The following is a 25,151-nucleotide window of genomic DNA, read 5'->3' as shown; positions in this document are numbered from 1 at the left end:
GCTTACTTTACAATAAAATCAAAATATGTTTTACGATAGGGTTCATCCTTTAAGGTATAGTGCCACCATTCCTTATCGTAGGCCTTAAACCCAAATTTAGCCATAGCCTCCCGTAGTATCCTGCGGTTTTCCTTTTGTTTTGCAGTTAGTTTGGTATAGTTATGATGAGAGACGGCACCAAAGAAATCAAAAGGACCGCCCATATCTATTTCTTTGTGATCTTTAAGACTGACCAATGTTAAATCGACTGTACTACCGCGACTATGTCCTGATTTGGTCGCAATAAAACCGAGTTTAAATAAGTTTTTCTTATCTAGCTCTGGATAGAACTCCCGCTTAGCGATCGTATCTTGGGTGGCCAGTGACCAGGCTTTAAAATGATCAACTGCGCGTTGCGGGCGATAGGCATCAAAAATTTTTAATGCCAAGCCTTGATTGTTTAGATGTTGTTCAACTTGCTGTAAGGCCAATGCGGCACGCTTCGTCAGGATCGCAACAGGTTTTTCGTAGCCACGGATAGGTTTTCCTGTAAAATTGTGGCTTCCAAAATAACGTATTTCGAGGGTAATTGTCGGGATGAATTCTTTTACGTAAACGAAGTTTGCTGGCATCTTTTGTTGGGCTTTCGTTTGGAAGGCAAAAAAGCAAGACAAATGGATAGACAGAAGTTGAGTTTCATAGGATGAAGATACAAATTTGATGCTCAATTCTAGCATTCGGCTATGCGCTTAAAACGTAATGCAAACAATAACAAGAAGATGAATAAGAAAAGCCTCAGGAAATGAATGCCTGAGGCTTGTCAGAAATCGGACTTAATGATCTGTTATTTTTCTTTTTAAATAGTTGTAGATCTCAATCTGCGAGCGGCAAGGCTCCTTTTTATTTTCGACGTAGTGGTTGCTTAGGGAGTTGTTCAGAATGCGAGCTTTAACATTATCGGTTAGTTGAATGTAAAGCATTTCCTTTAAATCTTCCTTGATTTTTTTACTGGTGATTTTTACAGCAGCTTCAATACGATGATCTAAATTTCGGGTCATCCAATCCGCCGAGGAGATATACATTAATTCTTTACCGGCATTGTAAAAATACATGACTCGGGCATGTTCTAGATATTCGTCGACAATTGAAATTGCATTCATCGGAGATTTAAATGTTTTCTGGTTTGTCGCACAATAGATCCCACGGATGATAAGGTCTATTTTAACTCCAGCTGTTGCAGCATCATAAAGCTTTTTAATCATATCTTTATCACTCAGCGAGTTTACTTTGACAATGATCGCTGCTTTTCGACCAGCCTTAGCTTCTGCGATTTCCAGATCGATAAAATGCAGCAATTCCTGCGCATATCAATTGGACAGATCAATAAGCTTTTACAGTTTTTGATCATCTCAGCGGGGTCTGATTTTGGTCTTCTGAGGTAATTGAAGACTTTATTAATATCCGCAATGACATCTCTATTGCTCGTCAACAAGCAGTAGTCCCCATATAATTTGGCCGTTTTTTCATTGATATTACCGGTGCTGACAAAGCCATATTGAATTGTTTTTGCGCCAGTCCGCTTTTTGATGACACATAATTTGGCATGTACCTTTTTATTGGGAATTCCCGTTAGGACCTTGATGCCTTCCAATTCAAGTTTTTCTTTCCAGTCCAGATTATTCTCCTCATCAAATCGCGCCCGCAGTTCAAGCATGACCGTTACTTCCTTGCCATTCCGGGCAGCGTTTATCAATGCATTGGCGACTTTGGAATTCGAAGCTAAGCGATAGGCTGTAATCTGTATGGTTTTCACATCCGATCCATTGCTGCTTCACGTAGCAGGTCAATGATAGGCCGAAACTCATGATAAGGAAAGGAGAGCAGAACATCTTTCTTCAAAACTGTATCGGTGACCCGTTCATAATTCTGAAAATAGGGATGTGGAAATGAAGTTCTCTCCTGTGGTTGGTGATAGGACTTAAACACATTCGGGAAGTCCATAAAATGCTTGAAATTATGGATCTTTTGTCCAGGTATGATACTATCTTTTTTGGATAGGTTGAGTTTTTTGATCAGAAACTCGACGAGTTTTGGATCCATATCCTGATCAAAGATAAAACGGGTCGGTTTACCTTTCCGTCTATTTTTGACGCCTTTGCTTATCTTCTCAACCAGCGTTGTATTGATGTCGTTATCGATATCGAATTCTGCATCTTTCGTGACCTTAAACACATGTGCATGGAATACATCGAAACCGAAATACGAAAATATCAATGGAAGATTGAACTTAATGACATCTTCGAGAAGAATAATATGTTTTTCATCCTTTGGTGCCGGCAATTGGACGAAGCGTCCGTTCTGGCTAGTGGGAATTTCAATTAGTGCAAACTTAGTTTCGTATTGCCATTCGCTTTTTCCCATGGCGATACCTAAATAGAGGCTCTTGTCACGGATATACGGCATTGGGCGAACATCATCTAGAATTAACGGAATGACATTCGACTCCACATCATCCTGATAATACTCACTGACAAACTGCTGTTGCTCCGGACTAAGCTCCTCACTCGTCTTGATAAAGACGTTTTGCTTGGCCATATCCTTTTGGATACGGTTCCAGGTGTTATCAAATTTCTTTTGTTGTTTGATTACCCGAATATTGAGTTCTTCTAAAATTAATTGCGGATCTTCATAAAAGGATTGATTGGCACTTTTGTCCTTGAGGTCTATGGCACGTTTGAGCCCTGCCACACGTACACGAAAAAATTCGTCCAGGTTATTGGAAAATATACCTAAAAATTTGATCCTTAAGGGCAAAGGTACAGTCTCATCTGCAGCCTCTTGTAATACCCTGCCATTAAAGCTCAACCAACTGATATCTCTAGGAATAAATCTTTTCGCCATAGCTAAATATACATAAATTTAAGAAGCAAAACTATAGGTATAGGCGCGATAAACGAACTTTTTCGTGTTAAAGAATTATTAATTTATTTTTCTTCATCTACTTCCAAAAAATACCCCAAAAAGTGCAAGACCTTTTGGGGCGAACAATATCGTTGACTGTGTTGTTATTTCTTTTTCCGTATTTTTTGAAATCTGGACCGCTTTGTACTTGGTGCCATCAAAATGCGGGGCATCAATTGCCAATGTCGTAGGGTAAGGAGCTGTACGATCGAAAAAATATACGGTGGTCGTACTGCCATAATCGTTGACGGGCAGGAGCTCCAGACAGGCTGTATAATCTGCATTCAATAGGTCGCCTACTGTAACGGCATAGATACGGATAATGCCACCTTTATTTTGCTCATTCCTAACAAAAGCAACTTCCTTAAATCCGCCAGGAAGATCTTCGATACTTTTTTGATTGAAAGTATCTTTTAAAATAAAACCCAACAACACTAAAACCGGGATGACCAAAAGCCATACCTTTTTATTCTTCTTCATTAAAATACACTTAAATAGTAATGTTTATATCCAATAATTTATAAAATTCTTTTAAGATAGCCTGATGTCCGGGCCAAGCAGGAGATGTAACCAGGTTTCCATCTACAACAGCCTGATCAGCGGGAATATTTTCCAGATACCACCAGCCAATTCAATATCCGGCCCTACGGCGACATAGGCTGTCAATGTACGCCCGGTCAGAACCTTTGCTGCTGTCAATACCTGAATCCCGTGGCATATTGCCGCAACAGGCTTATTTTTTTCAAAGAAATGTCTGGTAATTTCTAATACACGTTGGTTAAGACGGATATATTCCGCCGAACGGCCACCTGCAATATAGAGTCCATCGTATTCTTCAGGGTTGACCTGATCAAAATCCTTATTGATCGCGAAATTATGACCCCGTAATTCCTTATAGGTTTGATCACCTGTAAAATCATGTACCGCGGTAGGCACCACATCGCCCTTTTTTCGGTCAGGGGCAATGGCATCAACTGCTATTCCTATTGATCCCATCGCTTGAAATGGAACCATCGCTTCGTAGTCTTCTACAAAGTCTCCAACAAGTAATAATATTTTTTTGCCATATCAAAAACCTCTTTTAGTAGGTTCTGAATTTACATATTAAAAGAGGTTTTTACAATGGTTATTTGTTAATCTTTTGTTAACCTTGAACCGTTAATTTTTCTGCAAGAGCACGTTTAGTCTTACGTACTTTAGCCTCGAGCTGGCTTCTTAAAGTAGGATTGGTAATACCTTTTCCTTCCTCAAAATTTTTATGAAATTCAGGTAGGGAGAATGAGTCCAGGATATCAGCACCATCCCAGGTAATTCTATTGACTGCTGCATTCAGTACAGTTGAGCCGCCCATTGGACCCGGAGAAGTAGCTAATAAGAAAACAGGCTTACCATTGAAGGTTTTGCGATTCGGAATTCGTGATACCCAGTCAACAATGTTTTTGTAAGCTGAAGTATAGGAGCCATTATGTTCCGCCAGTGAAATAAGCAAGAAATCCGCGGCATCCATTTTTGCTGCAAAATCATGCGCTAATTGTGGAATGCCCAATTCTACTTCCTTATCATAAGAATAGATAGGCATTTCAAAATGATTGAGGTCAAGAAGCTCTACACTATCATCAGCTTCTTTGTAATATTTGGAAGTACTTGTTACAAAAGTTTTATTGATAGAATTCTTATTACTTGTTCCTGCAAATGCTAATATTTTCATTTGTGTATCAGTTTTAATTTTTAAACTGGTCAAACTTACAACATAATCACAAAAAAATGTCAGCAAAATGTCTGCTAGGGGCATAATAGCCTATTTATTGACCTAGATCAATGAAATGCGAAGCGTTCATACATCCCGAGTAATCCGGTGAGCCCACCTGTATGAACAACCAGTAGCTGATCTGCTGGTGTGAAATAATCTTTTTGATGAGATCATCTACAGCATAAAGCAATTTTCCGGTATAAGTAGGCTCGATCATAATCCCTGTACTGCTGATAAAATGCTGTGTGAATGCAAGGAGTTCGGGTGTAGTCTTAGCATATCCTCCAAAATGATAGTCCAGATGTAAAATAGGTGCGGCAAGATGGGGTAGAGTTGAGCAACTTCATCATTGATAAAGCTGCCGTTTTTGAGTACGGGTACCCCGTGTATCTGGGTGAAAAGATCTTTTTGTCAATTGCGTTGGCAATTCCGGCAAGCGTAGTTCCAGTACCACAGGCAGTAAAGATATGTTGGTAGTCCTGTTGGAGCTCATCGACAAGTTCGGCGCAGCCTTTGGCTCCCAAGAGGCCATAGCCTCCTTCATGGACATAGAAGGCCGTTGGATCCTGACCGAAATAGTCGCTATAGAGCTTTTCTTTGTCCCTATAGGAATCCCGGTCCACATAAATAAGGTGCATCCCGAATAATTGACACATGGTCAGAACCGGATTATTAACCTGTTCGTCACCTCTGACGAAAGCTGTCGTTTTGAGCCGGAATGTTGCTCCTGCACAAGCGGTCGCTAGTAAATGATTGCTCCATGCACCACCAAAAGTAACGATATGATTTTTTTGGAGCTGCAATGCTTCCTGAAGATTGTACTTTAATTTTCGCCATTTGTTGCCCGAAATAAAAGGATGGATCAGGTCGTCCCGCTTCAGTGTTACCTTGATGTGCTTTTTTTCCCATAAAGGTAATGTGACTTCTGTTTCGGGGCTATGGATTTTGAATGGCAACATAACATTAAATGAAAACAAATTTAACGAAAATTGTTTCATTTGGTTTATTTTTGTAGAATGACAGAACAAATGGGATCGCAAGATCAAGAAGAACAAGAGTTATTTGAACATCTACGCATTGAAGTGGATAAGGGGCAAGCTTTACTCCGTATTGATAAATATCTGATGAATAGGGTGGAAAATGCGACAAGAAGCAAAATTCAGCATGCCATTGAAGCAGGTTCTGTCATGGTTAACGGAAAAGAGATCAAGGCGAGCTATAAAGTCAGACCAGAGGATGTCATTACCTTGGTATTACCAGATCCACCACGCGATAATGAGGTTTACCCCGAAAATATTCCGTTAGACATAAAATACGAAGATGACGATGTCCTTATTGTAAATAAAGAAGCTGGGATGGTCGTTCACCCAGGTTATAATAATTATACAGGTACATTGGTCAATGCATTGACTTATCATATACAGCAGCTGCCACAGTTGCCGGGAAATTCCGACCGTCCCGGTCTGGTACACCGAATAGATAAAGATACTTCCGGATTGTTGGTGATCGCTAAGAACGAAAAATCAATGGCATTTTTGGCTAAGCAATTTTTCGATCATAGCATTACCCGTAAATATATTGCCTTGGTATGGGGTGATTTGAAAGAGGATGGAACGATTACTGGTTACATTGGTCGTCATCTGAAAGATAGACGTATTATGGCCATGTACGACAGTGAGGACAAAGGAAGATGGTCAGTGACGCATTACAAAGTACTGGAACGATTGGGTTATGTGACTTTGATCGAATGCCAGTTGGAGACGGGGCGTACACATCAAATTCGTACGCACATGCAATCCATTGGTCATCCATTGTTTAATGACGCAATGTACGGCGGGGATAAAATATTAAAAGGAACTGTCTTCTCAAAATATAAACAATTTGTGGACAATTGCTTTAACCTGCTTCCAAGGCAAGCCCTTCATGCACAGGTATTGGGATTTGTTCATCCGACTTCAAAAGAAAATATCTATTTTGAGGTACCATATCCTGAAGATTTTCGTTTAGCTTTAGAAAAGTGGCGTGGTTACGCCGCAAATTCCATGGCTGTAGAAAATGATTAAAATTTAGAAAACAAATAAAGATGCCGACAAACTATATCAATTTTAACGGCAATGTAGTGCCGGAAGAACAGGAAATATTTAACGTAGAAAATAGAGGCTTTCGCTATGGTGATGGATTGTTTGAAACCATGTTGTATAAGGATGGTGATATTCGTTTTCTGAATTTTCATGTAGCGCGCTTGCAACAGGGGATGGAATTGATACACCTTGATGATGCGAATCTTTTTGATGAATTTTTATCCGTTCAAGATCGGAGGAGCTGATTCGTAAGAATAACATGTTGGGACAGCAGGTACGTATTCGATTGATTGTATTTCGGATGGGTGGAGGATTGTATAGTCCAACCACAAATAAACCGGGATTTGTCTTGCAGGTACAACGCATAGAACCCAATCTACGAGATAAGAAAGTCGGTCTGATCGTGGGCTTATATAGTGAGTTCAAAAAGCCTTATAGTGATTTGTCAAAACTAAAATCGCTCAATTCGCAAATTTATGTACTGGCGGGTATCTACAAGAAAAAAATGGCCTTTGATGATGTATTGATCTTAAATCAGGAAGGTTACCTTTGTGAGTCCCTTACCTCAAATATCTTCGTGTATTATGAAAAATATTATATACACCTGCGCTATCCGAGGATGTATCGAAGGTGTCATGCGACGGGTAGTGATGGATATGGCACGGGCTGAAGGGATTGAAGTTGTGGAGGCACAAATAAGCGCTGAAATCATGAAAAGAGCGGATGAGATTTTTTGTACCAATACGGTACAAGGGGTGCAATGGGTCATGGGCTACAAGCAGAAACGCTATTTCAATAAAATATCACGGATATTGCAAGAAAAGCTGCTGAGTTGGAATTATGATTCAAACGAGGAGCAAAGCTAAGTTTGCAAGAAATAAATAATAAACATACAAAAAGCCAAGATTAATCTTGGCTTTTTGTATGTACTATTCTGATGATCCAGTGTTCAAAAGCCTTTTTGAAGTCAAGCAGAAAGTCTTTTGTTTTTTGTAATTCAACTTTTCCGCTCTCGCCGATACAATCTTTTATATTACCAAGATAAGCTTCGGGTTGCTGCATCGGAAAGATATTGACAAATACCAAGGACTGCCGGATATGATGATTTGCACCGAAGCCTCCATAAGCTCCTGTCGAAGAGGAGATGATGGCTCCCGGTTTGCCATCCCATTTATTCTTCCCGTATGGCCGGGATCCTACATCTATTGCATTTTTTAGTACAGCAGGTACCGAGCGATTATACTCGGGGTAATGAACAGAATAGCATCCAGTGCTGCGACCTCTTTACGAAACCGGATATAACTTTCGGGCGGATTGCCTTCGTCGTCAAAATCCTGGTTGTATAAGGGGAGATCACCAATTTCAAGAATACGATAGTTAAACTTGTTAGGTGTTTGTTCAAGAATAAAATCAGCTATCTTTCTATTATAGGATTGTTTCCTTAAACTGCCGACGATGATTCCAATGCTGTAAGTATTCATACTGAAGTTCAATTAAAGTATTAAAAGTATTATTGGTTGAACAATTTGCTCCCTAAAAAGTTTCCCTGTTTTTGAATGTAAAAATAAAACTAAGTTGTTTGTGCTGAATAGATTAAGTTTTTGTTAACAAAAATTAACATTTATCATTTAATCTTTTGCATACAGTTTGTTGTCGTATTGTAAAGAATAAATTACAAAACTAAGGGAGGAGCTACTTATGAAAAAAATGTTTTACACCGCTGCTATCGTTGCAGGTCTTTTTGTGGCTGGGACGGCTGATGCACAGGTAAGTATCAGCGTAAATATTGGGAGTCAGCCAAGTTGGGGACCGGTGGGTTATGATTATGCCCGTTATTATTACATGCCTGAATACAATATGTATTATGATGTACCCGCGAGATGTTATGTTTACTATGACAATGGAGGTTGGATAAGAAGGGCTAGTTTACCAAGAAGATATCGGCATTATGATTTTTATAGGGCGCATAAAGTAGTGATCAATGATCGCACACCTTGGCATCACCATGACCGTTATAGAAGCAGATATGGCCACTCACGGGGCAGACAGGTTTCTATCCGGGATAGTCACCATGGACGTAGTGGATATTCCTTTGCGAGTGAGCGTAGTGTAAGACGAGATCATTCCTGGGGTGAGAGCAATAGAAGACATAACGATAGAGGACGTGGACGCGGATACGGAGATAGAGATAATGACCGACACGAGCATGGACACAGGGGAGACATAGAGATTAATTGGATGTGTCTAGTTTGAATATCTTAATCGTTTAATAGGAAAGGGACTTGTCGCAAGACAGGCCCTTTTTTTATAGCATTGACTTCGGTTGAGTTAGTCTTTGGAATAGGGTAATCTCTAGATAGATGCTAAAATTTTATAACGATATATTCAATAAAATAAAGTGTAAGGAATAAATCACAGGATATAAAGCGTTGATTCATGAAAATTATCTTAATTTTGCGACACGAGCATACGAAGAGACTTTAATAAAGTAGGGCATTTTGTGTGCAAAAGATAGCATGTGGCGTGTAAGTTAATTTATGTAATGGGAAAAGTAATTAAATCAAGCTTTGTATTGATGGGCTTGGGAATAGCTAGTTTAGGATTACAGTCTTGTAATCAAAACAGCGGTAAAAAGGAAGAAAAGGGTGTTACTGTCGATTCTGTACAGCACAAGAAAGATAGTCTAATTGTCGTGCAGGATTCTATTACAAAAGTGGATTCGTTGCGCAAGGATTCCATTACCAAAATGGAGGCGAATGTTTCCTATAGTGGTGCCAAAGATACCACAGTTTTATTGACGGACTCTGTTTCGCCGCGATATATTTATCTTACTTTTGATGACGGCCCGCTTAATGGTAGCCAGTATTTGGATTCTATCGCAACAGCGAAGGGTATCAAGATCAATGCATTTTTGATTGGCGAACATGATAAGATGAGCAAAAATTGCACGGCTATACAGAACGGTATAAAAATAATCCGCTGGTCGATTGCTACAATCATAGTTATTGGCATGCGCATAATAAGTATAGTACATTTTATTCAAATCCCCAGACGGCGTTTGAAGATTTTGAATTGGCAGAACAATCTCTGGGCCTGGAGCACAAAATCGTGAGACTCCCCGGAAGAAATATCTGGTATGTGGGTGACCGTAAAAAGGTTGATCTAAAAGCGGCGCTTCTACCGCAGAGCTACTACACCAAAATGGTTATAAAATTATGGGTTGGGATTGCGAATGGAAGATTAATGGTGTGACAGGTAAGCCGGATTTATCGGTTAACCAGCTGTATACACAGATGAAGAACTTGCTTCGTAAAGGTACATCCTACACAAAAAATAATGTGGTCCTGTTGACGCATGATAATATGTACCAAACGAAAAAGGACAGAAATTACTGTCAGATTTAATAGATAGTCTTAAACAACATCCGAACTATCGCTTTGAGTTTATGCGCAATTATCCACAATAGGGAATTTACACAATCTATATAATTTAGCCCTAAATCAGTAGTATAAGATTACTGGTTTAGGGCTAAATTTTTATAGCGGAAGAATTCCTCTCCTTAGTTTTGTTTGCGTAGATATTTTGTCAATATGACAATTGTCTGGCCTTCAATTTTCCCTTCGATCTGCTCAATATTATCAGCTACTAATCGGATATTTTTAACCACGGTACCTAGGGTTGCTTTGAGTGAAGAGCCTTTTACATCCAGTGTTTTTGTCAGCACAACAGTATCGCCTTCTAATAATCGCTGTCCGATGCTATCTTCATGAAAAGAAACGTAACCGTCGTTTTCATGATCTCCGGTTTTCTTTGCCTCCGCTAATGTTTCATCATCAAGGTAGAGGATATCGAGTGCTTCAAGCCCAGCCTTCATTTTTCAGACGATTTAACATGCGCCAGCAGACAATCTGAACAGCAGGGATTTCTGACCACATGGCATTTGGCAGAAATTTCCAGTCTTCGGGATTTAATTGCTCTGTTTTGTTGAGCTGGTTGGCCAATGTTGCTGAAATCAGTAGGGTGTTATCCAAAGTTGAACTGGTTTCCGGAGGTAATGTATAGGTTATTAAGTCCGTTACAGTGTCTGTCAGCTCACATTTTCCGCCAGCTCGCGCTAGTAATTGTTCTTCTAATTTCATATCTGTTTCTATAAAAGCCCAAAAATAAGAATATAAATTGTAGTAAGTTGTCGTTGCTAAAATAAAGCTGGTCTTTCTCTAAAAAAAAATAGGATGAGCTGTTATATTGGTACTGAATTTGTACGCTAACGAAGTTGGAAAAGATTATTAACTGAAATAAATATACAAATCATATGAAATGGCAAGGAGGTAAACAAAGTGGCAATTTTGAGGATCGTAGAGGTATGTCCGGTGGTGGAAAGCTAGCATTGGGAGGTATAGGGGATCATCGTCTTGGTTATTGGTTTTCTGATGGGTGGCGATCCCATGCAGTTGTTGCAACAGGCGCAAAATATGGGTGGGCAAACGGAGCAGTCTGGGCAACCGCGCGAACTAAATCCTGAGGAAAAGAGGTTGACTGAGTTTTCGTTGACTGTACTTCAGAGTACAGAAGATGTCTGGGCTAAGCTATTTAAAGAGCAAATGCAGCAAAATTATACGCCAACTACCCTGGTTTTTTATGATGGTGGTACGCAGACAGACGGTTGTGGGATGGGACAGGCTTCGTATGGGCCATTTTATTGCCCTGGAGATCAGAAAATCTATTTGGACCTGACCTTTAACCGCGAACTTTCCGATAAATTTGGTGCCAAGGGGAATTTGCCATGGCTTATGTTATTGCACACGAGGTAGGGCATCATATTCAACAGCTGGTCGGATTATTACCCAAAACCAACCAGGCCCGTGGGAAACTGAGTGAACGTGAAAACAACAAGATTTCGGTCATGACTGAACTTCAAGCCGATTTCTATGCCGGTGTGTGGGCGCATTACCTCAATGAATACACGGATATAAAAATAGATTATAACGATATCGTGGATGGTATGAAAGCCGCGGAAGCGGTAGGGGATGATAAATTGCAGACGGCTGCGCAAGGCTATGCTGTTCCAGAATCTTTTACACATGGAACCTCAGCGCAACGAATGACTTGGTTTAAAAAAGGATATGACTCAGGAGACATGCGCGCTGGAAATACGTTTGAAGATCCAAGTCTGAGATAGTAAGAACAGATTCCATAAGTGCTACCAACTGTGGTATAGTAAAGATAAGCCCTATAAATTTTTATGGGGCTTTTTATTGAACCAATAAATTACAGCCTCGAATATCGCTTTGGTCAAAACGCCCCAGTATCTCAAATGAACCATCCTGATACACTTTTCCGAGATCCTGTGTTGCTATAAATGAACACGAGTAGCGGTTGGCTAAGTCGATGACATTAATGCCTCCGGTTCTGTCGGCGGAAATTAAACTCAACGGGTCATTTGTATCACGAATTAATACTTTCATCCATTTGGGCAAATGGAAAATCCCTTGACCCGAAGAGTACCCTGTGACAATAATTCGGTCATACCATATTCTGAGTGTATCCCACTGACCTTAAAAGCATCCTCAAGCAGTTGGTGAATTTCCTGTTTCACCATTTCTTTGCGTTTACCTTTCATTCCGCCAGTTTCCATGATAATCAGTTCCGGAAATTCAAAAGCATATTGCTCAATGAAATCAAGCAAGGCATAGGTGACACCAAAAAGGATGGTTTTAGTTCCGTTATCTTTTAATTGGACAAGTGTATCGTATAGCTCCTGATGATTGTAGAGGAAATAATTACTCTCTGTTTGTTTACTCTGTTTCATCAAATCATCGATCATGTAGATCAGGGACGAACCATTTCTTTCCAGATAGGAGGGGAGTAGGGCCAAAACAGCGATATCCGTAATCGGTCCATAGAAATCTTCGAATATACGTCGAAAAGTGTGCTCATAGATGGACACATCGGCAACAAGATGTTTGGATGTGACCATGCCTGTTGTGCCTGAGCTTGAAAACACAATTTGGGGAGCCATTCCGGCAGCCAGAACTTTTTGTGTTTTGAAAAATTCTATCGGCAGGAAGGGGATGTCCGTATAATGCTTGACTTGATTTTTTTCTTTACCTATCAGCGAAACATAGTCTCGGTAAACCTGACAATGCTGCAGTTGGAAGTGATAAGTTTCTAAACAATGTTGATTAAAGTCGTCCTCTGTTTGAATTGCAAAAAAATCCGTCCAATTCGTCATAGCATTTAAATTTTGATGGACAAAATTAGCTAAAATTTAGAAATATTGGGTAGCAAAGCCAAAGCTGGAGAGTCGGAATAATGTAAAAGCGTCTGCGGGCGAATTTTGGTATTCGGAATAATTATAGAAAAACACTGGTGTCGACTTTAGGACACCAGTATTTGATATATTTTACAACATACCACCATCAACAGGAAGAACCTGTCCAGTGACGTATGCGGATAAATCAGATGCAAGGTAAAGACAGGCATTGGCTACATCTTCTGGAGATCCAGCACGTTTCAAAGGAATTCCAGCTTCCCATGTCGCGATCACTTTAGGATCCAATATATCTGTCATTTCTGTACGGATAAATCCAGGAGCAACAACGTTTGCACGGATGTTACGTGAACCCAATTCTTTAGCAACGGATTTGGTGAATCCTATGATACCAGCTTTGGAAGCGGCATAATTTGATTGACCAGCATTCCCTTGACGCCAACAACGGATGACATATTGATGAAAGAACCTTTACGGTTTTTCATCATTATTTTTGAAGCAGCTTTTGTAACATTAAATACGGATTTCAAGTTGACGTTTAAGACGTCATCCCAGTTTTCTTCCGTCATACGCATGAGCAGACCATCTTTTGTGATGCCAGCATTATTGACTACGATATCCAGGCTTCCAAAATCTGCAACGATTGCATTGATTAATTGTTCTGCTTCTTCAAATTTCGAAGCATCAGAACGGTAGCCGATTACTTTTGTTCCGTAGGCTTGAAGCTCTTTTTCCAGCGCTTGTCCCTTTTCTACAGACGAAAGGTAAGTGAAAGCAACATTGGCGCCGTGTTGTGCAAACACTTCCGCAATTTTTCTTCCAATTCCTTTTGATGCTCCAGTTACCAAAGCAATTTTTCCTTCAAGTAGTTTCATATAAGAGTGTAATGTTATTCGTTGATGTTTTTGCAAAAATGTTAAAACTATATTATAACACAAAATCTTTCGATAAATAACGATTCAAAAAGCAATGGGCCTTTGTCTTATTTGGGACTATTTACTGCCGTATCGATGAACGATATCCCATGTATGGCCTTAGAAAACTGGAAAAAGTGGAATTTCAATTATGCTTAGGATTATTTTAATAAATCAATGGTATTTTTGAATAAGTGTTTCTAAAAAGTACAGTTTTTTGACAAAAGACTTGGGGTTTACCAAAACTATATTAAATTTGCATCAATCACAAAAACATGAGCAAAAATCAAATAAAGAAGTTGACGTTGTTCTAATCGGCGCCGGGATTATGAGTGCTACTTTGGGTACTCTAATCAATGAATTAAGCCCAGACGTTAATATTGAAATTCTCGAGCGTTTGGATGTTGTGGCGGCTGAGTTCTGACGCTTGGAATAATGCTGGTACAGGTCACTCGGCCTTGTGCGAATTGAATTATACACCGGAACAAAAAGATGGTTCCGTAAAAGTTGATAAAGCTGTTAAAATTGCTGAGCAATTTGAAGTTTCTAAGCAGTTTTGGTCGTACTTGGTTGATAAGGGTATTATTGCCCAACCAGAGAACTTTATCCGCAGCATTCCCCATATGAGTGCGGTTTTTGGTGAAAAAGATGTGAAATTCCTGAAGACAAGATGGGAAACAATGAACACCCAGACCTTGTTCAAAGGCATGGAATATACCGAAGATGCAACGCTATTGAAGTCATGGATTCCTTTGATGATGGAAGGGCGGGATGCAAGTGAGAAAATTGCTGCAACCAAGATGGACTTAGGTACCGATGTGAATTTCGGTTCATTGACACGTGATTTGATTAATAACCTAGCAAACAAAGAAAATATTTCAATTTCCTTAAACCACGAAGTTGTTGATATCGATCGTGAAGACGATGGCCGTTGGGAAATCGAAGTGAAAGATCTGAAAACGGGGATAAAGAGGAGCTAAAAGCGAAGTTTGTTTTTATCGGTGCTGGAGGTCACTCCTTGTTATTGCTGGAGAAATCTGGTATTCCAGAAGCAAAAGGTTACGGTGGATTCCCTGTAGGAGGACAATGGTTGAGATGCGTAAACGAAGAAATTATCAATACGCACCATGCTAAAGTCTATGGTAAAGCATCTGTTGGCGCGCCACCGATGTCTGTACCGCACTTAGATACCCGTTATATCGATGGAAAACAAGCCTTACTTTTCGGTCCGTATGCTGGTTTCTCAACCAAATTCTTGAAGCAAGGTTCTTATTTTGATTTGCCTGCATCGATCAAATTATCCAATATCCGTCCGATGTTATCGGCAGGACTTGACAATTTGCCGTTGACGAAGTATCTGATTACGGAAGTGATGAAATCTCCTAAAGATAAATTGGAATCGCTGAAACAATTTATGCCAACAGCTAAATTGGAAGATTGGGTTATTGAGAAAGCCGGTCAACGTGTTCAGGTGATTAAAAAGGATGAGAAGAAAGGTGGAATTTTGGAGTTTGGTACAGAAGTGGTTTCAAGTGCAGACGGTTCTATCGCCGCGCTATTGGGAGCTTCTCCAGGTGCATCAACTTCGGTGGCAATCATGATCAGTCTATTGAAGAAATGTTTCCCTGAGCGTGCTAAATCAGATGAATACCGCAAGAAACTACGCGAGATGATTCCTTCTCATGGCAAATCGTTAAATGATGATGCTGAGCTTTGTAGAGAGACGCGTATCCGTACGCATAAAGCGTTGAAATTGATTGATATAGATTAATTTCAATAAACAATATACTTATGGGGTGCTCGGAAATGACAATGTCATCTGGGCTGAGATTATACCCAATAAAAGCGATTGTACGACCTTGTGCAATCGCTTTTATATACCTGATCCGGATAATGCTGGCGTAGGGATTTTAATTTCAATAAAAACATCCGTTTTTTCCGCTCATAAGTTTATTATGTAATTACACGAACTAATAAACAATTGAATGACTTCTGATACAATTTTCGAGGCTTTTATTCAGCAAATGCAGCAAGCCACCATAGCTGAATGGCTGGGGTATGTTTTGGTATCTTGCAGGTTTGGTTTTCAAGGCAAAATAAATCGATCAATTACCTCTTTGGGATAATAGGCATTATCATATCCGTATATGTATTATTCCATGCAAAATTATATGCAGAAATCTTGTTGCATCTCTATTATTTGGTGATGAGCGTCTATGGTTGGATCTATTGGAAATATAGCAGTGATACGATCGTACCGATCAGCCGTAGTACAGCCCGAGATTGGCAGATTGTTGGTTTTATCTGTGTAGTCGGTTTCCTATTGTTCTATTTTGGTCTGGTGCATTTAACTGATTCGGATGTTCCGTTATGGGACTCTTTTGTTTCCTGTACAGCCTGGGCAGGGATGTGGCTGCTGGCAAAGCGTAAACTTGAAAATTGATTTTATTGAACATCAGTAACCTGATGGCAATTCCCTTGCTTATACACAAAGGTCTATTCCTTTATGCTGGTTTAACCTTATTTTTATTTGTGATGGCTTTTAGTGGCTATTTTAATTGGCGGAGAATATTAAGTGATGAAAAAAATATGCAACTGACTGATGCAGCTATTGCTGTTCTAAAAGATCAGCAACAGAAAGCAATTCAGCAAAAGAGTTTGTCTGATGAGCAGCTTGAACTGATATACCTGAACAAGTGGTTTAAAATCTGGGTACCAGAATCTCTGAATGGCTTGGGGCTGGATCTGGTTAGTGGGCTTTCCTGTTGAAGGAGCTAGCCTACTGGGATGGGGATTGGCGTGGACGGTAACTTTATGTGCGGGAGCGAATCTTTTGTTGGTTTTATTGACTCCGAAGTTGGGCAGGATATTTTCACTTCAAAACAGATATGTTTTGGAGGAAGTGGGCAGATTGCAGGCATCGCTGAACGTGAGGGCAAGTCTTATCGCTTGAAAGGGCTTTGGAAATATGCTACTGGAGCACCCCACCTGACACATTTTACCTTGAACGCCTATATTCAGGCGGATGGACAACAACTGTTGGATCAGGATGGAAATCCACTTGTAAAATCTTTCTTTGTCGCGCGTGAATTTGCATTGATTCATTACGATTGGGATACTTTCGGCCTTGAGGCGACAGCATCGCATTCTTTTTCACTAGACAATATATGGGTAGACGACAACCAGTCTTTTTTATTGATGCCTCAAAAAGTACACGACCTGAGCTGCTCTATCAATATCCTTTTATGCCATTTGCGGAGTTGACCTTATTGGTGAATTTTATGGGGATGTACGATCGGTTTTTGGATCTGATCGAGAAGTTATTTGTATTGAAGTCCAATCAGGGGAAATGGGAGCAAAAGAAAGTAAAGCTGCTTTCCGGAAATTGGATGAAATGCAGCAGGACTATACAGCTAGGGAAAATAGTATTCTGGAGCTTGCGACTCGTTCTTGGGAAAATCTCAAAAATAAGGTTGATAATACCTCATTATATGAGCGTATAGCGATAGAAAGTAGAGACTTTGTGGAGATTATTTTGTTCAATGTCATTAAACTCTATCCCCATACGGGGATTTCGGGCGCAGCCGCTGACAATGAAATCAATATTTTGTTTCGAATATATTTACGGCATCTCAGCATAAATTACTGCAAAAGAATTTGTCCTAAACGTTAGGCTGGATCTGGATCTGCAGTAGAATTTTAACTGGAGATTTCTGACAATTTTGGAGTTATAATTGTTAAATAAAAAAGACGATCAATTGATCGTCTTTTTTTATTGTTAAATAGGAAGTGTCCCCGACGAGATTCGAACTCATATCGTCAGAACCGGAATCTGAAATTCTATCCATTGAACTACGGGGACGTGTCGCAAAGATATACTATTTTCTAGATCTTACAAATAATCTTTGCTATAAAATTTAAACTTTTGAACTGGGAATTTACGATGTACATCTCTAGTGGTTTTTGACCTCCCTGCTTTTATAATTTGCGTCATTCCGCTTTTCTGCGCTAACTTTTTGTCTATAAGCGATATGTATTCAAGTGAGCCCTTGTTGTATACTACGATGTTTATTCGCTGGCTTTATTCTGAACTCAAATTCCTTTTGGGATTCAAACTGAAATAAATAAATCGAATCTTGTTTCAGCAAAGGTAGGGTAGAATCTTGTCGTTAAATCGATAACTAAAGTTCATGAATTGTCCCAGGGGCAAAGAATAGCGAATACAATGACTTGCATAAACCTGTTAACTGATTACGATCTAGGGTGGTATTGTGTGATGATGGAATGGAGGTAATCTCGATCAATATGGGTATATATTTCGGTTGTCGTAATACTCTCATGCCCCAGCATATCTTGTACAGCCCTTAGATCTGCACCACCTTCAACGAGGTGGGAGGCGAAACTATGCCTAAAGGTATGGGGACTGATTATCTTTTGTAGTCCAATTTTCTGAGCAAGCTCCTTAATGATCAGAAAGATCATCACCCTAGACAAAGCCGAACCTCTTCTGTTCAGAAATACAATATCCTCATTTCCATTCTTGATCTTAATATGTGATCTAATGGAATCCAAATAAAGCCTGAGATGTTTGATCGCTTGTTGGCCAATCGGAATCAGTCGTTCTTTGCTACCTTTACCTTCCACTTTGATAAATTCTACGTCGAGAAACAAATTGGAGATCTTGAGATTGACGAGCTCGGACACACGCAATCCACAACCATATAAAACTTCAATAATTGTTTTATTGCGTTGCCCCTCCGTGGAAGAAAGATCTATGGCAGCTATCAGTTGATCGATCTCATGAATACTCAGTACACTAGGGAGTTTCCTCGCAAGACGTGGAGCCTGTAGCAATTCTGTTGGATTATTATCTAGTTCATGTTCAATGATCAGAAAACTAAAAAGGTTTTTAGTCCGGATATCAAGCGGGATTGTGTGAACGGTGAGATATTGAACTCCTGTAACCAGTGTAGAAAATCCTGAATATCCTTCCTGACGATTTTGTTTAAAAGGAGTCCGTTGTCCTCACAATAGATTTGGAATTTGGAGACATCGTTGAGGTAAGCCTCGATCGAATTAATGCTCAAACCCCGTTCGAACTTTAGAAATTGCTCGAATTCTTTTTAATGACCTGCCAGTTGCTAAAATCCATTTGCAACAAAATTACAATTAACTATTGTTCTTTTCGAAAGATATTCTGTATTTTTAAACGTGTTTTTTACAAACCATAAGCTATAGCAATGATACGCTCCATCCCATAAGGGATATTAATAAATATTATTTATCTGTATTTTACTATTTATCGGGACAATTGGTCTCCAGTTCCGTTTACCCTAATATAAACAATTAGCAAAAATAACTGACTAAAAAAAAAAAAGAGATTTTTTTGTATGAAATTCATTAAACCACTTGCATTAGCCTTTTTACTTCCGGCTACATTTTACGGCGTAGAGGCAAAAATGCCAACTACTTTAACGGCACATGCCAGGGCTATTCTATCGCAGGATAGTGTGGCCTTAAATCAAAAGTTACCTTTCGACAATGAAGTTGTCACTGGTAAATTGAAAAATGGATTTACATATTTTATCCGCAAAAATACAGAGCCTAAGGGACGCGTTACCATGTATTTGGGTATGAAAGCGGGTTCAATCCTAGAGAACGAAAAACAGCTGGGATTGGCGCACTTTTTGGAGCACATGAACTTTAATGGCTTGAAGCATTTTCCAAAAAATGAACTTGTCAATTACCTTCAGAAAGCTGGTGTACGATTTGGCTCGGACCTGAATGCCTACACAAGCTTTGATCAGACCGTCTATCAATTACCTATCCCATCTGATGATCCGGAATTATTAAAAAATGGACTACAGGTCATGCGTGACTGGGCACAGGATGCTTTATTGGACGGTGAAGAAATTGATAAAGAACGTGGTGTTATTTTGGAAGAGAAACGTGGTGGAAGAGGTGTGCAGCAGCGTCTGCAAGATCAGTATTTTCCTATGGTGCTTAATGGCTCCTTTATTCCAAACGTCTACCTATTGGTACCGAAGAAATTTTAAAGACTTTTCCGTATACTGAAATACGTAAATTTCATCAGGATTGGTATCGACCAGATTTACAGGCGCTCATTATTGTAGGTGATATTGATCCCAAAGCAATCGAGGAAAAAGTGAAAGTATTATTTTCGGATATGACAATGCCGAAAAAGGTGCTTCCACGCAAAGAATACAAGGTCGATTTACTGAATAAAAACCAATTTTTGACTATTTCGGATCCGGAATTGCCTTATACTGTCGCTCAGATCTTAATCAAAAATGAGAAAGACAAGGTTGTGACTGTCGGAGACTACCGTAATGAATTACTCAAAAATATTTTCAATCAGATGATTGCTGGTCGTTTTTCTGAACTGATGCAGCAACCGAATCCACCTTTATGCAAGCTGGTGGTAGTATTGGTGATTTTGTTGCGAATTTAAATACCTTCTCTTTATTGGTTGTACCTAAACCGGGTGAACTGGAATCTGGATTTAAGGCCATGCTGACTGAATTTGAACGCATTCAAAAATATGGTTTCACGCAGACCGAATTGGATCGTGCGCTCGCCGATATGAAGAAAGGAAATGAAATGGCATATATCGAGCGGGATAAGAAGAAATCCGATAGCTATGTCAACCGTTACCTGAACTATTTCATCGACAATGAGCCGGCCTTGAGCAATGAAGCTTCTTATAGCTTAACGAAACAGTTGTTGCCTACATTGAAACTCGAAGAGGTGAATAGCCTGGTCAAAAAGTATTACACGGATTTAAATCGTGATATATTAATTATGGGGCCAGAAAAGGAAAAGGCGAACCTGCCTACAGAACAAGCTGTTTTGGGATGGGTGAAGGCGGTCGAAGATAGCCCGGTTTCTGCCTATGAGGATAAGGTCTCCAATCTTCCCTTGCTTTCCAAAGAACCTACTAAAGGTACAATCGTGTCCTCAAAGGATGTCACAGCTGTCCAAGCTAAAGAATTGGTTTTGAGCAATGGCGTGAAGGTGATTTTAAAACCTACAGATTTTAAAAATGACGAAATCCAGATTATGGCCTATAGTCCTGGAGGAACGTCGTTGTATGCTGATGCTGATTACTTCTCCGCTTCAAATGCCTCTTCATTAGTCGATGCGAGCGGTGTCGGACAAATGAACAACGTGGAGCTGACTAAATATCTTGCCGGAAAAGAGGTGTCGATCTCGCCATATATCTCAGAACGATATGAGGGTCTTTCAGGTAGCACGGACAAAGAAGGCTTGAAAAATGCTTTTGAGCTCATTTATGGCTATTTTACAGAGCCTCGTCTGGATAGTGACGTTTTCCAAAGTACAATGACAAGAGCAAAAGGATCACTAGAAAATAGATTGAGCGATCCAAATAATGTTTTTTCAGATAAAGTGAAGGCGGTGCTCTATGGGAATAACATTCGCCGACAAAATGCTACTGTGGAGACGCTAACAAAAATCGACCGTGATCGTGCATTGGCAATTTATAAAGAGCGATTTGCAGATGCTTCAGATTTTGTATTTACCATTGTAGGCTCATTTGATGAAGCACAGATTAAACCGTTCATTGAGACTTATCTTGCTTCCCTACCTGCGGTCAAACGAGGAGAGAATTACAAAGACTTAAATATTCTGGAACCGAATAAAGGGGAACGTGTGGTTGTTCATAAAGGCAAGGAAGAAAAAGCAAGTACCCAATTGGCTTATTACGGAGACTATAATTATAGTGAAAGTGAGAATGTCAATATGGAAGCTTTAGAAAGTGTATTGACAATCAAATTGCTTGAGCGACTGCGCGAGAAAGAAGGTGGTGTTTACGGTGTTGGTGCCCGTGCCAGCTTCGGTAAATTACCTAAAGCACGCTATGCTTTTTCAATTGGTTTTGGTTCGGCAGTGGATAAAGCGGATGCTTTGATTGCTTCTGCTTTGGATGAAGTGAAAAAGATACAGGATCAAGGTGCGGATAAAGTGGATATTGAAAAATTTGTGGCTGAACAAAAAGACAGAATGAATTGAGTTTACGTGAAAACGGCTACTGGCTGAATTACATTTCGAGTTCCTATCAAAATGATTTGGATATCACTAGATATACACGTCGGATGGAGAATTTGAATAAGGTGACGCCAAAATCAATACAAGATGTAGCTGGAAAATACCTGAAGAAAGATCGGCTTTTCGAATTTATTTTAATGCCAGATTCTAAATAAAGAATAGCATTGATATTGGATCAATGCAGGGTAAAGGCTGTTTGCGAAAAGCAAGCAGCCTTTGTTGTACAAAAAACTTTATTACACAAAAAAATCCCAATCATTTCTGATTGGGATTACCAAAAATTTCAATAAATATCTCTTTTAACCTAAATAAGATTTTAAGATTTTGCTTCTTGAAGTGTGTCTCAAACGTTGAAGAGCCTTGTCTTTAATTTGACGGACGCGTTCACGTGTCAAATTGAATTTCTCACCGATTTCTTCGAGCGACAGTTGGTGGTTGGAACCTAATCCAAAGAATAGAACGATGATTTCACGTTCTCTTTCTGTTAAAGTTGCCAATGATCGCTTGATTTCTTCTGATAGAGATTCATCAATTAGAGAACTATCGGTGTCTGGGTCATGGTTTTCCAATACATCCAAGAGTGTGTTTTCTTCACCTTGAACGAAAGGTGCATCCATAGACACATGACGTCCAGAATTACTTAGGGTATCCGAAACCTTGTCAACTGTGGTTTCAAGGATATCCGCCAATTCTTCTGGAGATGGTTCCCGCTCGTATTCTTGTTCTAGTTTTGAGAAAGCTTTACTGATTTTGCTTAGAGAACCTACTTGGTTCAATGGCAGACGTACGATACGTGATTGTTCAGCAATTGCTTGAAGAATAGATTGGCGAATCCACCAAACGGCATAAGAAATAAATTTAAAACCCTTTGTTTCGTCAAAACGTTTAGCCGCTTTAATTAAGCCCAGGTTGCCTTCATTGATTAAATCACCTAAGGTCAATCCTTGATTTTGATATTGTTTTGCTACTGATACTACGAAACGAAGGTTGGTTTTAGTCAATTTTTCCAAGGCAACTTGGTCGCCTTCGCGGATGCGCTGTGCTAATTCTACTTCTTCTTCTGCTGTAATTAAGTCTACTTTACCAATTTCGTGTAAGTATTTGTCCAAAGACTGGGACTCACGATTGGTGATAGATTGTGTAATTTTGAGCTGTCTCATTAATTTTTATTAATTCTCCTCTCTAAGAAATGTTTGCGAAAATACGAAAAATTTTTGAATTATTAATGGAAAATGGATTATCTAACCTCTCATCTATAATGAGTTATGATTTTGTAAATCTTCATTTTACACTATCAAAAACTATTCCATTTAAAATTGTTTTTCTTTCTCAATTGTGGCTGTAATATTCAACTGATTGATATTTAAAGCGCTAACAAATTTTATTTTTTTCTATTCTCAAGTAATTTATCTAATGATATCAGATATGTTACGTAAAACGTATTCTTTGAATTTATTTTAAAATGATAATTTTATGATAAAACAAAAAGATATATGTTTTGTTTTACAAGAGACATTAAATAAATTTAAAGGAATAAAAATTATAATATGCCAATCTTAATTCATTTGGATAAAATAATGAAAGAGAAAAAATGTCACTTAACCAATTGAGTGACAGTGTAGGGATTACACTTTCTAATCTTTCAATCATAAAAATCAAAAGGCTAAGGCCCTGCGATTAGATACACTTGAAGCAATATGCAAAGCGCTAGACTGTCAGCCTGGTGATTTGTTGCAATACTATGATGGAGATGATGAGAAAACTAGAATCTATAGCCTTTTAAAAGTCTACCACATTCATTTTCTTCTTGCCTTCCAGTTGAAGTTCCGATACCATGATATAGCCATCTTGTGTCGCAAACTTTAAATAGCTTTTTTGGTCTGTCTCTATTGTTCCCGGTGCAGCAGTAGTAGCTGTTTGCTCTTTTTCTGTTTTATATATTTTTAATACCTTATCATTGAGTACAGTAAATGCCGTTGGATATGGACTAAGTCCGCGTATAAAATTATAAACAACATCAGTAGATTGGTTCCAATTTATTTTACAATCTTCTTTAAAAATTTTCGGCGCATGTTTCAACGTTTCTGTTGGGAGGATATCGTCTTGGCTTTTCGGCTGTAAATTTCCCGCTTTCAACTGTTGTATCGTTTGAAGGAGAGTTCTGGCTCCCGCAACCATCAGGTTGTCGTGAAGATCTCCAGCGGTGTCAGTTTCATTTATTGTAACTTTTTCGGCTAAAAGTATATTTCCAGTATCAATCTCATGTTGCAATAAGAATGTAGTCACTCCGGATTCTTTCTCCCCATTCATAATGGCATGATTGATTGGAGCTGCACCGCGGTATTGTGGGAGCAAAGAGGCATGGACGTTAATGGTGCCCTGTTTCGGCATATTCCAGACAACTTCAGGCAGCATACGGAATGCCACCACGACCTGAAGGTCGGCTTGATAGTTTTTGAGTTCGGCAAGAAAGGCCTCATCCCGAAGTTTGACTGGTTGAAGGACGGGGATATGGTGTTGGGTAGCGTATACTTTAACGGCTGATTCATGTATCTTTTGCCCACGGCCTGCCGGTTTGTCCGGTACTGTAACTACAGCAACGACTTGTTCGCCAGATTGAATGAGTGCATCAAGTGAAGCAACGGCAAAGTCAGGAGTGCCCATGAAAATAATACGCATAAGAGCTGTGTTTTTGTAAAATCCTTAAAATCAATAAAATCGTTGAGATGTTAGAAATCATCTGCAAAAACGCTAATAATTTGCTATTAAAGTTTTGTAAATAACAAATTTTTATAACTTTGCGAAGTTACATAAATATATTGAAAGCTTGAATTTTCCTTATTTTTTAGCAAATCGAATAGCATTTTCAGGTAAACGGACGTTCTCAAAATTGATCGTTCGGGTTACGATCGGTGCAATTGCGCTAGCCATTGCTGCCATTATCATATCTATTGCGGTTTTGCGCGGATTTAAGGGGAGATCATCAGCAAGCAACGTGGTTTTTTTGCAGATGTATTGGTGCTACGTTATGATCTCAATAAATCGTATGAAAATTCACCAATCTCTCTTACGCCTCGCTCCATAAGTCTATATTAGCAGACCCTGAA

General features: G+C 39.3%; 34 protein-coding genes, 1 tRNA gene, 5 pseudogenes and 1 riboswitch. Of the genes and pseudogenes, 19 read left to right on the top strand and 21 right to left on the bottom strand.

The window, feature by feature from the left end; all coding sequences use genetic code 11:
• Positions 1-2: 2 nt before the first annotated feature.
• The 9 genes from KUH03_RS04385 to KUH03_RS04345 form a co-directional block, all read right to left on the bottom strand.
• Positions 3-611, bottom strand: a complete 609-nt coding sequence (locus KUH03_RS04385) for a M15 family metallopeptidase (RefSeq protein WP_257091735.1) — start codon at positions 609-611, stop codon at positions 3-5.
• Between the two features lie 201 nt (positions 612-812).
• Positions 813-1,334: a phospholipase D-like domain-containing protein gene (locus KUH03_RS04380; RefSeq protein ID WP_257091734.1), complete on the bottom strand. Its 522-nt coding sequence runs from the start codon at positions 1,332-1,334 to the stop codon at positions 813-815.
• Positions 1,262-1,792 (bottom strand): phospholipase D-like domain-containing protein, encoded by a 531-nt coding sequence (locus KUH03_RS04375; protein WP_257091733.1) that lies wholly within the window; start codon positions 1,790-1,792, stop codon positions 1,262-1,264. Before KUH03_RS04375 ends, KUH03_RS04380 begins: the two co-directional genes overlap by 73 nt.
• A complete protein-coding gene (locus KUH03_RS04370; protein ID WP_257091732.1) occupies positions 1,789-2,880 on the bottom strand; it encodes a hypothetical protein in 1,092 nt (363 codons plus the stop codon). Before KUH03_RS04370 ends, KUH03_RS04375 begins: the two co-directional genes overlap by 4 nt.
• A gap of 93 nt (positions 2,881-2,973) precedes the next feature.
• Entirely contained in the window at positions 2,974-3,420 is a 447-nt protein-coding gene (locus KUH03_RS04365) for a hypothetical protein (RefSeq protein WP_257091731.1), read from the bottom strand.
• A gap of 102 nt (positions 3,421-3,522) precedes the next feature.
• Positions 3,523-3,954 (bottom strand): DJ-1/PfpI family protein, encoded by a 432-nt coding sequence (locus KUH03_RS04360; RefSeq protein WP_257091730.1) that lies wholly within the window; start codon positions 3,952-3,954, stop codon positions 3,523-3,525.
• Positions 3,955-4,084: 130 nt separating this feature from the next.
• A complete protein-coding gene (locus tag KUH03_RS04355) occupies positions 4,085-4,648 on the bottom strand; it encodes an NADPH-dependent FMN reductase (RefSeq protein ID WP_257091729.1) in 564 nt (187 codons plus the stop codon).
• A 94-nt stretch (positions 4,649-4,742) separates the two neighbouring features.
• The gene (locus KUH03_RS04350) at positions 4,743-4,907 is read right to left on the bottom strand and encodes a hypothetical protein (RefSeq protein WP_257091727.1); all 165 of its coding nucleotides are present in this window, start codon (positions 4,905-4,907) and stop codon (positions 4,743-4,745) included.
• 55 nt (positions 4,908-4,962) lie between these two features.
• Entirely contained in the window at positions 4,963-5,688 is a 726-nt protein-coding gene (locus KUH03_RS04345; protein WP_257091726.1) for a 1-aminocyclopropane-1-carboxylate deaminase/D-cysteine desulfhydrase, read from the bottom strand.
• A 30-nt stretch (positions 5,689-5,718) separates the two neighbouring features.
• Between KUH03_RS04345 and KUH03_RS04340 the strand changes: the two genes are divergently transcribed.
• Genes KUH03_RS04340 through KUH03_RS04325 form a run of 4 tightly spaced genes read left to right on the top strand, consistent with a single transcriptional unit; the run spans position 5,719 to position 7,637 of the window.
• Complete coding sequence (locus KUH03_RS04340) at positions 5,719-6,753, top strand: RluA family pseudouridine synthase (protein ID WP_257091725.1); 1,035 nt, start codon at positions 5,719-5,721, stop codon at positions 6,751-6,753.
• A 20-nt stretch (positions 6,754-6,773) separates the two neighbouring features.
• Complete coding sequence (locus KUH03_RS04335; RefSeq protein WP_257091724.1) at positions 6,774-7,016, top strand: aminotransferase class IV; 243 nt, start codon at positions 6,774-6,776, stop codon at positions 7,014-7,016.
• Between the two features lie 14 nt (positions 7,017-7,030).
• Positions 7,031-7,441, top strand: a complete 411-nt coding sequence (locus tag KUH03_RS04330) for an aminotransferase class IV (protein ID WP_257091723.1) — start codon at positions 7,031-7,033, stop codon at positions 7,439-7,441.
• The gene (locus KUH03_RS04325) at positions 7,356-7,637 is read left to right on the top strand and encodes an aminotransferase class IV (protein WP_306429452.1); all 282 of its coding nucleotides are present in this window, start codon (positions 7,356-7,358) and stop codon (positions 7,635-7,637) included. The genes KUH03_RS04330 and KUH03_RS04325 overlap by 86 nt, the downstream gene beginning before the upstream one ends.
• 40 nt (positions 7,638-7,677) lie before the next feature.
• Here KUH03_RS04325 and KUH03_RS04320 read toward each other — a convergent pair.
• Positions 7,678-8,252, bottom strand: a pseudogene (locus tag KUH03_RS04320) (NADPH-dependent FMN reductase).
• A 217-nt stretch (positions 8,253-8,469) separates the two neighbouring features.
• On the opposite strand from KUH03_RS04320, the gene KUH03_RS04315 reads away from it, so the two are divergent.
• From KUH03_RS04315 to KUH03_RS04305, 3 genes are all read left to right on the top strand, one after another.
• Positions 8,470-9,024 (top strand): hypothetical protein, encoded by a 555-nt coding sequence (locus tag KUH03_RS04315; RefSeq protein WP_257091721.1) that lies wholly within the window; start codon positions 8,470-8,472, stop codon positions 9,022-9,024.
• A 289-nt stretch (positions 9,025-9,313) separates the two neighbouring features.
• Entirely contained in the window at positions 9,314-9,883 is a 570-nt protein-coding gene (locus KUH03_RS04310) for a polysaccharide deacetylase family protein (protein ID WP_257091719.1), read from the top strand.
• Between the two features lie 103 nt (positions 9,884-9,986).
• A complete protein-coding gene (locus KUH03_RS04305; protein WP_257091718.1) occupies positions 9,987-10,175 on the top strand; it encodes a hypothetical protein in 189 nt (62 codons plus the stop codon).
• 155 nt (positions 10,176-10,330) lie between these two features.
• Here the strand turns inward: KUH03_RS04305 and KUH03_RS04300 are convergent, their stop codons facing one another.
• Both KUH03_RS04300 and KUH03_RS04295 read right to left on the bottom strand, forming a co-directional pair.
• Positions 10,331-10,645, bottom strand: a complete 315-nt coding sequence (locus KUH03_RS04300; RefSeq protein WP_257091717.1) for an alkylphosphonate utilization protein — start codon at positions 10,643-10,645, stop codon at positions 10,331-10,333.
• A complete protein-coding gene (locus KUH03_RS04295) occupies positions 10,629-10,910 on the bottom strand; it encodes a hypothetical protein (RefSeq protein ID WP_257091716.1) in 282 nt (93 codons plus the stop codon). Before KUH03_RS04295 ends, KUH03_RS04300 begins: the two co-directional genes overlap by 17 nt.
• Before the next feature lie 173 nt (positions 10,911-11,083).
• Between KUH03_RS04295 and KUH03_RS45265 the strand changes: the two genes are divergently transcribed.
• Together KUH03_RS45265 and KUH03_RS48095 are read left to right on the top strand one after the other, a co-directional pair.
• Complete coding sequence (locus KUH03_RS45265) at positions 11,084-11,293, top strand: hypothetical protein (protein WP_306429937.1); 210 nt, start codon at positions 11,084-11,086, stop codon at positions 11,291-11,293.
• A pseudogene (locus KUH03_RS48095) lies at positions 11,202-11,950 on the top strand (neutral zinc metallopeptidase). The gene KUH03_RS45265 and the pseudogene KUH03_RS48095 overlap by 92 nt, the downstream one beginning before the upstream one ends.
• Before the next feature lie 73 nt (positions 11,951-12,023).
• Here KUH03_RS48095 and KUH03_RS45250 read toward each other — a convergent pair.
• From KUH03_RS45250 to fabG, 3 genes and pseudogenes are all read right to left on the bottom strand, one after another.
• A complete protein-coding gene (locus tag KUH03_RS45250) occupies positions 12,024-12,236 on the bottom strand; it encodes a hypothetical protein (RefSeq protein ID WP_306429450.1) in 213 nt (70 codons plus the stop codon).
• Positions 12,233-13,003: an acyl transferase gene (locus tag KUH03_RS04285; RefSeq protein ID WP_306429449.1), complete on the bottom strand. Its 771-nt coding sequence runs from the start codon at positions 13,001-13,003 to the stop codon at positions 12,233-12,235. Before KUH03_RS04285 ends, KUH03_RS45250 begins: the two co-directional genes overlap by 4 nt.
• A 171-nt stretch (positions 13,004-13,174) precedes the next feature.
• Positions 13,175-13,917 (bottom strand): annotated as a pseudogene (gene fabG, locus KUH03_RS04280) (3-oxoacyl-[acyl-carrier-protein] reductase).
• A 367-nt stretch (positions 13,918-14,284) separates the two neighbouring features.
• On the opposite strand from fabG, the pseudogene mqo reads away from it, so the two are divergent.
• From mqo to KUH03_RS04260, 5 genes and pseudogenes are all read left to right on the top strand, one after another.
• Positions 14,285-15,727, top strand: a pseudogene (mqo, locus tag KUH03_RS48090) (malate dehydrogenase (quinone)).
• 11 nt (positions 15,728-15,738) lie between these two features.
• Positions 15,739-15,881: riboswitch (TPP riboswitch) on the top strand.
• Between the two features lie 122 nt (positions 15,882-16,003).
• Positions 16,004-16,399 (top strand): nicotinamide riboside transporter PnuC, encoded by a 396-nt coding sequence (pnuC, locus tag KUH03_RS04270; protein ID WP_306429447.1) that lies wholly within the window; start codon positions 16,004-16,006, stop codon positions 16,397-16,399.
• Positions 16,396-16,725: a nicotinamide mononucleotide transporter gene (locus tag KUH03_RS45235; protein WP_306429446.1), complete on the top strand. Its 330-nt coding sequence runs from the start codon at positions 16,396-16,398 to the stop codon at positions 16,723-16,725. Before pnuC ends, KUH03_RS45235 begins: the two co-directional genes overlap by 4 nt.
• 18 nt (positions 16,726-16,743) lie before the next feature.
• Complete coding sequence (locus tag KUH03_RS04265) at positions 16,744-17,220, top strand: hypothetical protein (RefSeq protein ID WP_257091715.1); 477 nt, start codon at positions 16,744-16,746, stop codon at positions 17,218-17,220.
• An 85-nt stretch (positions 17,221-17,305) separates the two neighbouring features.
• Complete coding sequence (locus tag KUH03_RS04260; RefSeq protein WP_257091714.1) at positions 17,306-17,629, top strand: hypothetical protein; 324 nt, start codon at positions 17,306-17,308, stop codon at positions 17,627-17,629.
• A 117-nt stretch (positions 17,630-17,746) separates the two neighbouring features.
• Here KUH03_RS04260 and KUH03_RS04255 read toward each other — a convergent pair.
• The 3 genes from KUH03_RS04255 to KUH03_RS45230 all read right to left on the bottom strand — a co-directional run bounded on the left by KUH03_RS04255 (position 17,747) and on the right by KUH03_RS45230 (position 19,043).
• Positions 17,747-17,818: transfer RNA gene (locus KUH03_RS04255), tRNA-Arg, on the bottom strand.
• A 389-nt stretch (positions 17,819-18,207) separates the two neighbouring features.
• Positions 18,208-18,810 carry a tyrosine-type recombinase/integrase gene (locus KUH03_RS04250; RefSeq protein WP_306429445.1) on the bottom strand — a complete coding sequence of 201 codons (603 nt, stop codon included), beginning with the start codon at positions 18,808-18,810 and terminating at the stop codon, positions 18,208-18,210.
• A gap of 35 nt (positions 18,811-18,845) precedes the next feature.
• Positions 18,846-19,043, bottom strand: coding sequence for a site-specific integrase (locus KUH03_RS45230; RefSeq protein WP_306429444.1), 198 nt, complete (start codon positions 19,041-19,043; stop codon positions 18,846-18,848).
• Between the two features lie 303 nt (positions 19,044-19,346).
• On the opposite strand from KUH03_RS45230, the gene KUH03_RS04245 reads away from it, so the two are divergent.
• The 4 genes from KUH03_RS04245 to KUH03_RS04230 are packed head-to-tail and all read left to right on the top strand — an operon-like array spanning position 19,347 to position 22,199.
• The gene (locus KUH03_RS04245) at positions 19,347-20,012 is read left to right on the top strand and encodes a pitrilysin family protein (RefSeq protein WP_257091713.1); all 666 of its coding nucleotides are present in this window, start codon (positions 19,347-19,349) and stop codon (positions 20,010-20,012) included.
• Positions 19,991-20,428 carry an insulinase family protein gene (locus KUH03_RS04240; RefSeq protein WP_306429932.1) on the top strand — a complete coding sequence of 146 codons (438 nt, stop codon included), beginning with the start codon at positions 19,991-19,993 and terminating at the stop codon, positions 20,426-20,428. Before KUH03_RS04245 ends, KUH03_RS04240 begins: the two co-directional genes overlap by 22 nt.
• Entirely contained in the window at positions 20,386-22,008 is a 1,623-nt protein-coding gene (locus KUH03_RS04235) for an insulinase family protein (RefSeq protein WP_257091712.1), read from the top strand. Before KUH03_RS04240 ends, KUH03_RS04235 begins: the two co-directional genes overlap by 43 nt.
• A complete protein-coding gene (locus KUH03_RS04230; RefSeq protein WP_257091711.1) occupies positions 22,005-22,199 on the top strand; it encodes a hypothetical protein in 195 nt (64 codons plus the stop codon). Before KUH03_RS04235 ends, KUH03_RS04230 begins: the two co-directional genes overlap by 4 nt.
• A gap of 144 nt (positions 22,200-22,343) precedes the next feature.
• On the opposite strand, the gene KUH03_RS04225 is transcribed toward KUH03_RS04230, so the two are convergent.
• A complete protein-coding gene (locus KUH03_RS04225; protein ID WP_028068906.1) occupies positions 22,344-23,204 on the bottom strand; it encodes an RNA polymerase sigma factor RpoD/SigA in 861 nt (286 codons plus the stop codon).
• A 387-nt stretch (positions 23,205-23,591) separates the two neighbouring features.
• On the opposite strand from KUH03_RS04225, the pseudogene KUH03_RS04220 reads away from it, so the two are divergent.
• Positions 23,592-23,793, top strand: a pseudogene (locus KUH03_RS04220) (helix-turn-helix domain-containing protein); the annotation flags it as partial.
• A 30-nt stretch (positions 23,794-23,823) separates the two neighbouring features.
• Here KUH03_RS04220 and fmt read toward each other — a convergent pair.
• Both fmt and KUH03_RS45225 read right to left on the bottom strand, forming a co-directional pair.
• Complete coding sequence (gene fmt, locus KUH03_RS04215) at positions 23,824-24,723, bottom strand: methionyl-tRNA formyltransferase (protein WP_257091710.1); 900 nt, start codon at positions 24,721-24,723, stop codon at positions 23,824-23,826.
• A gap of 159 nt (positions 24,724-24,882) precedes the next feature.
• The gene (locus KUH03_RS45225) at positions 24,883-25,038 is read right to left on the bottom strand and encodes a hypothetical protein (protein ID WP_306429443.1); all 156 of its coding nucleotides are present in this window, start codon (positions 25,036-25,038) and stop codon (positions 24,883-24,885) included.
• Between the last annotated feature and the right edge of the window lie 113 nt (positions 25,039-25,151).

The organism is Sphingobacterium sp. E70 (assembly GCF_019285695.1).
Classification (GTDB): domain Bacteria; phylum Bacteroidota; class Bacteroidia; order Sphingobacteriales; family Sphingobacteriaceae; genus Sphingobacterium; species Sphingobacterium detergens.
Note: the sequence above shows the minus strand (reverse complement) of the source record. Positions and strands in the feature narration are given on the sequence as shown.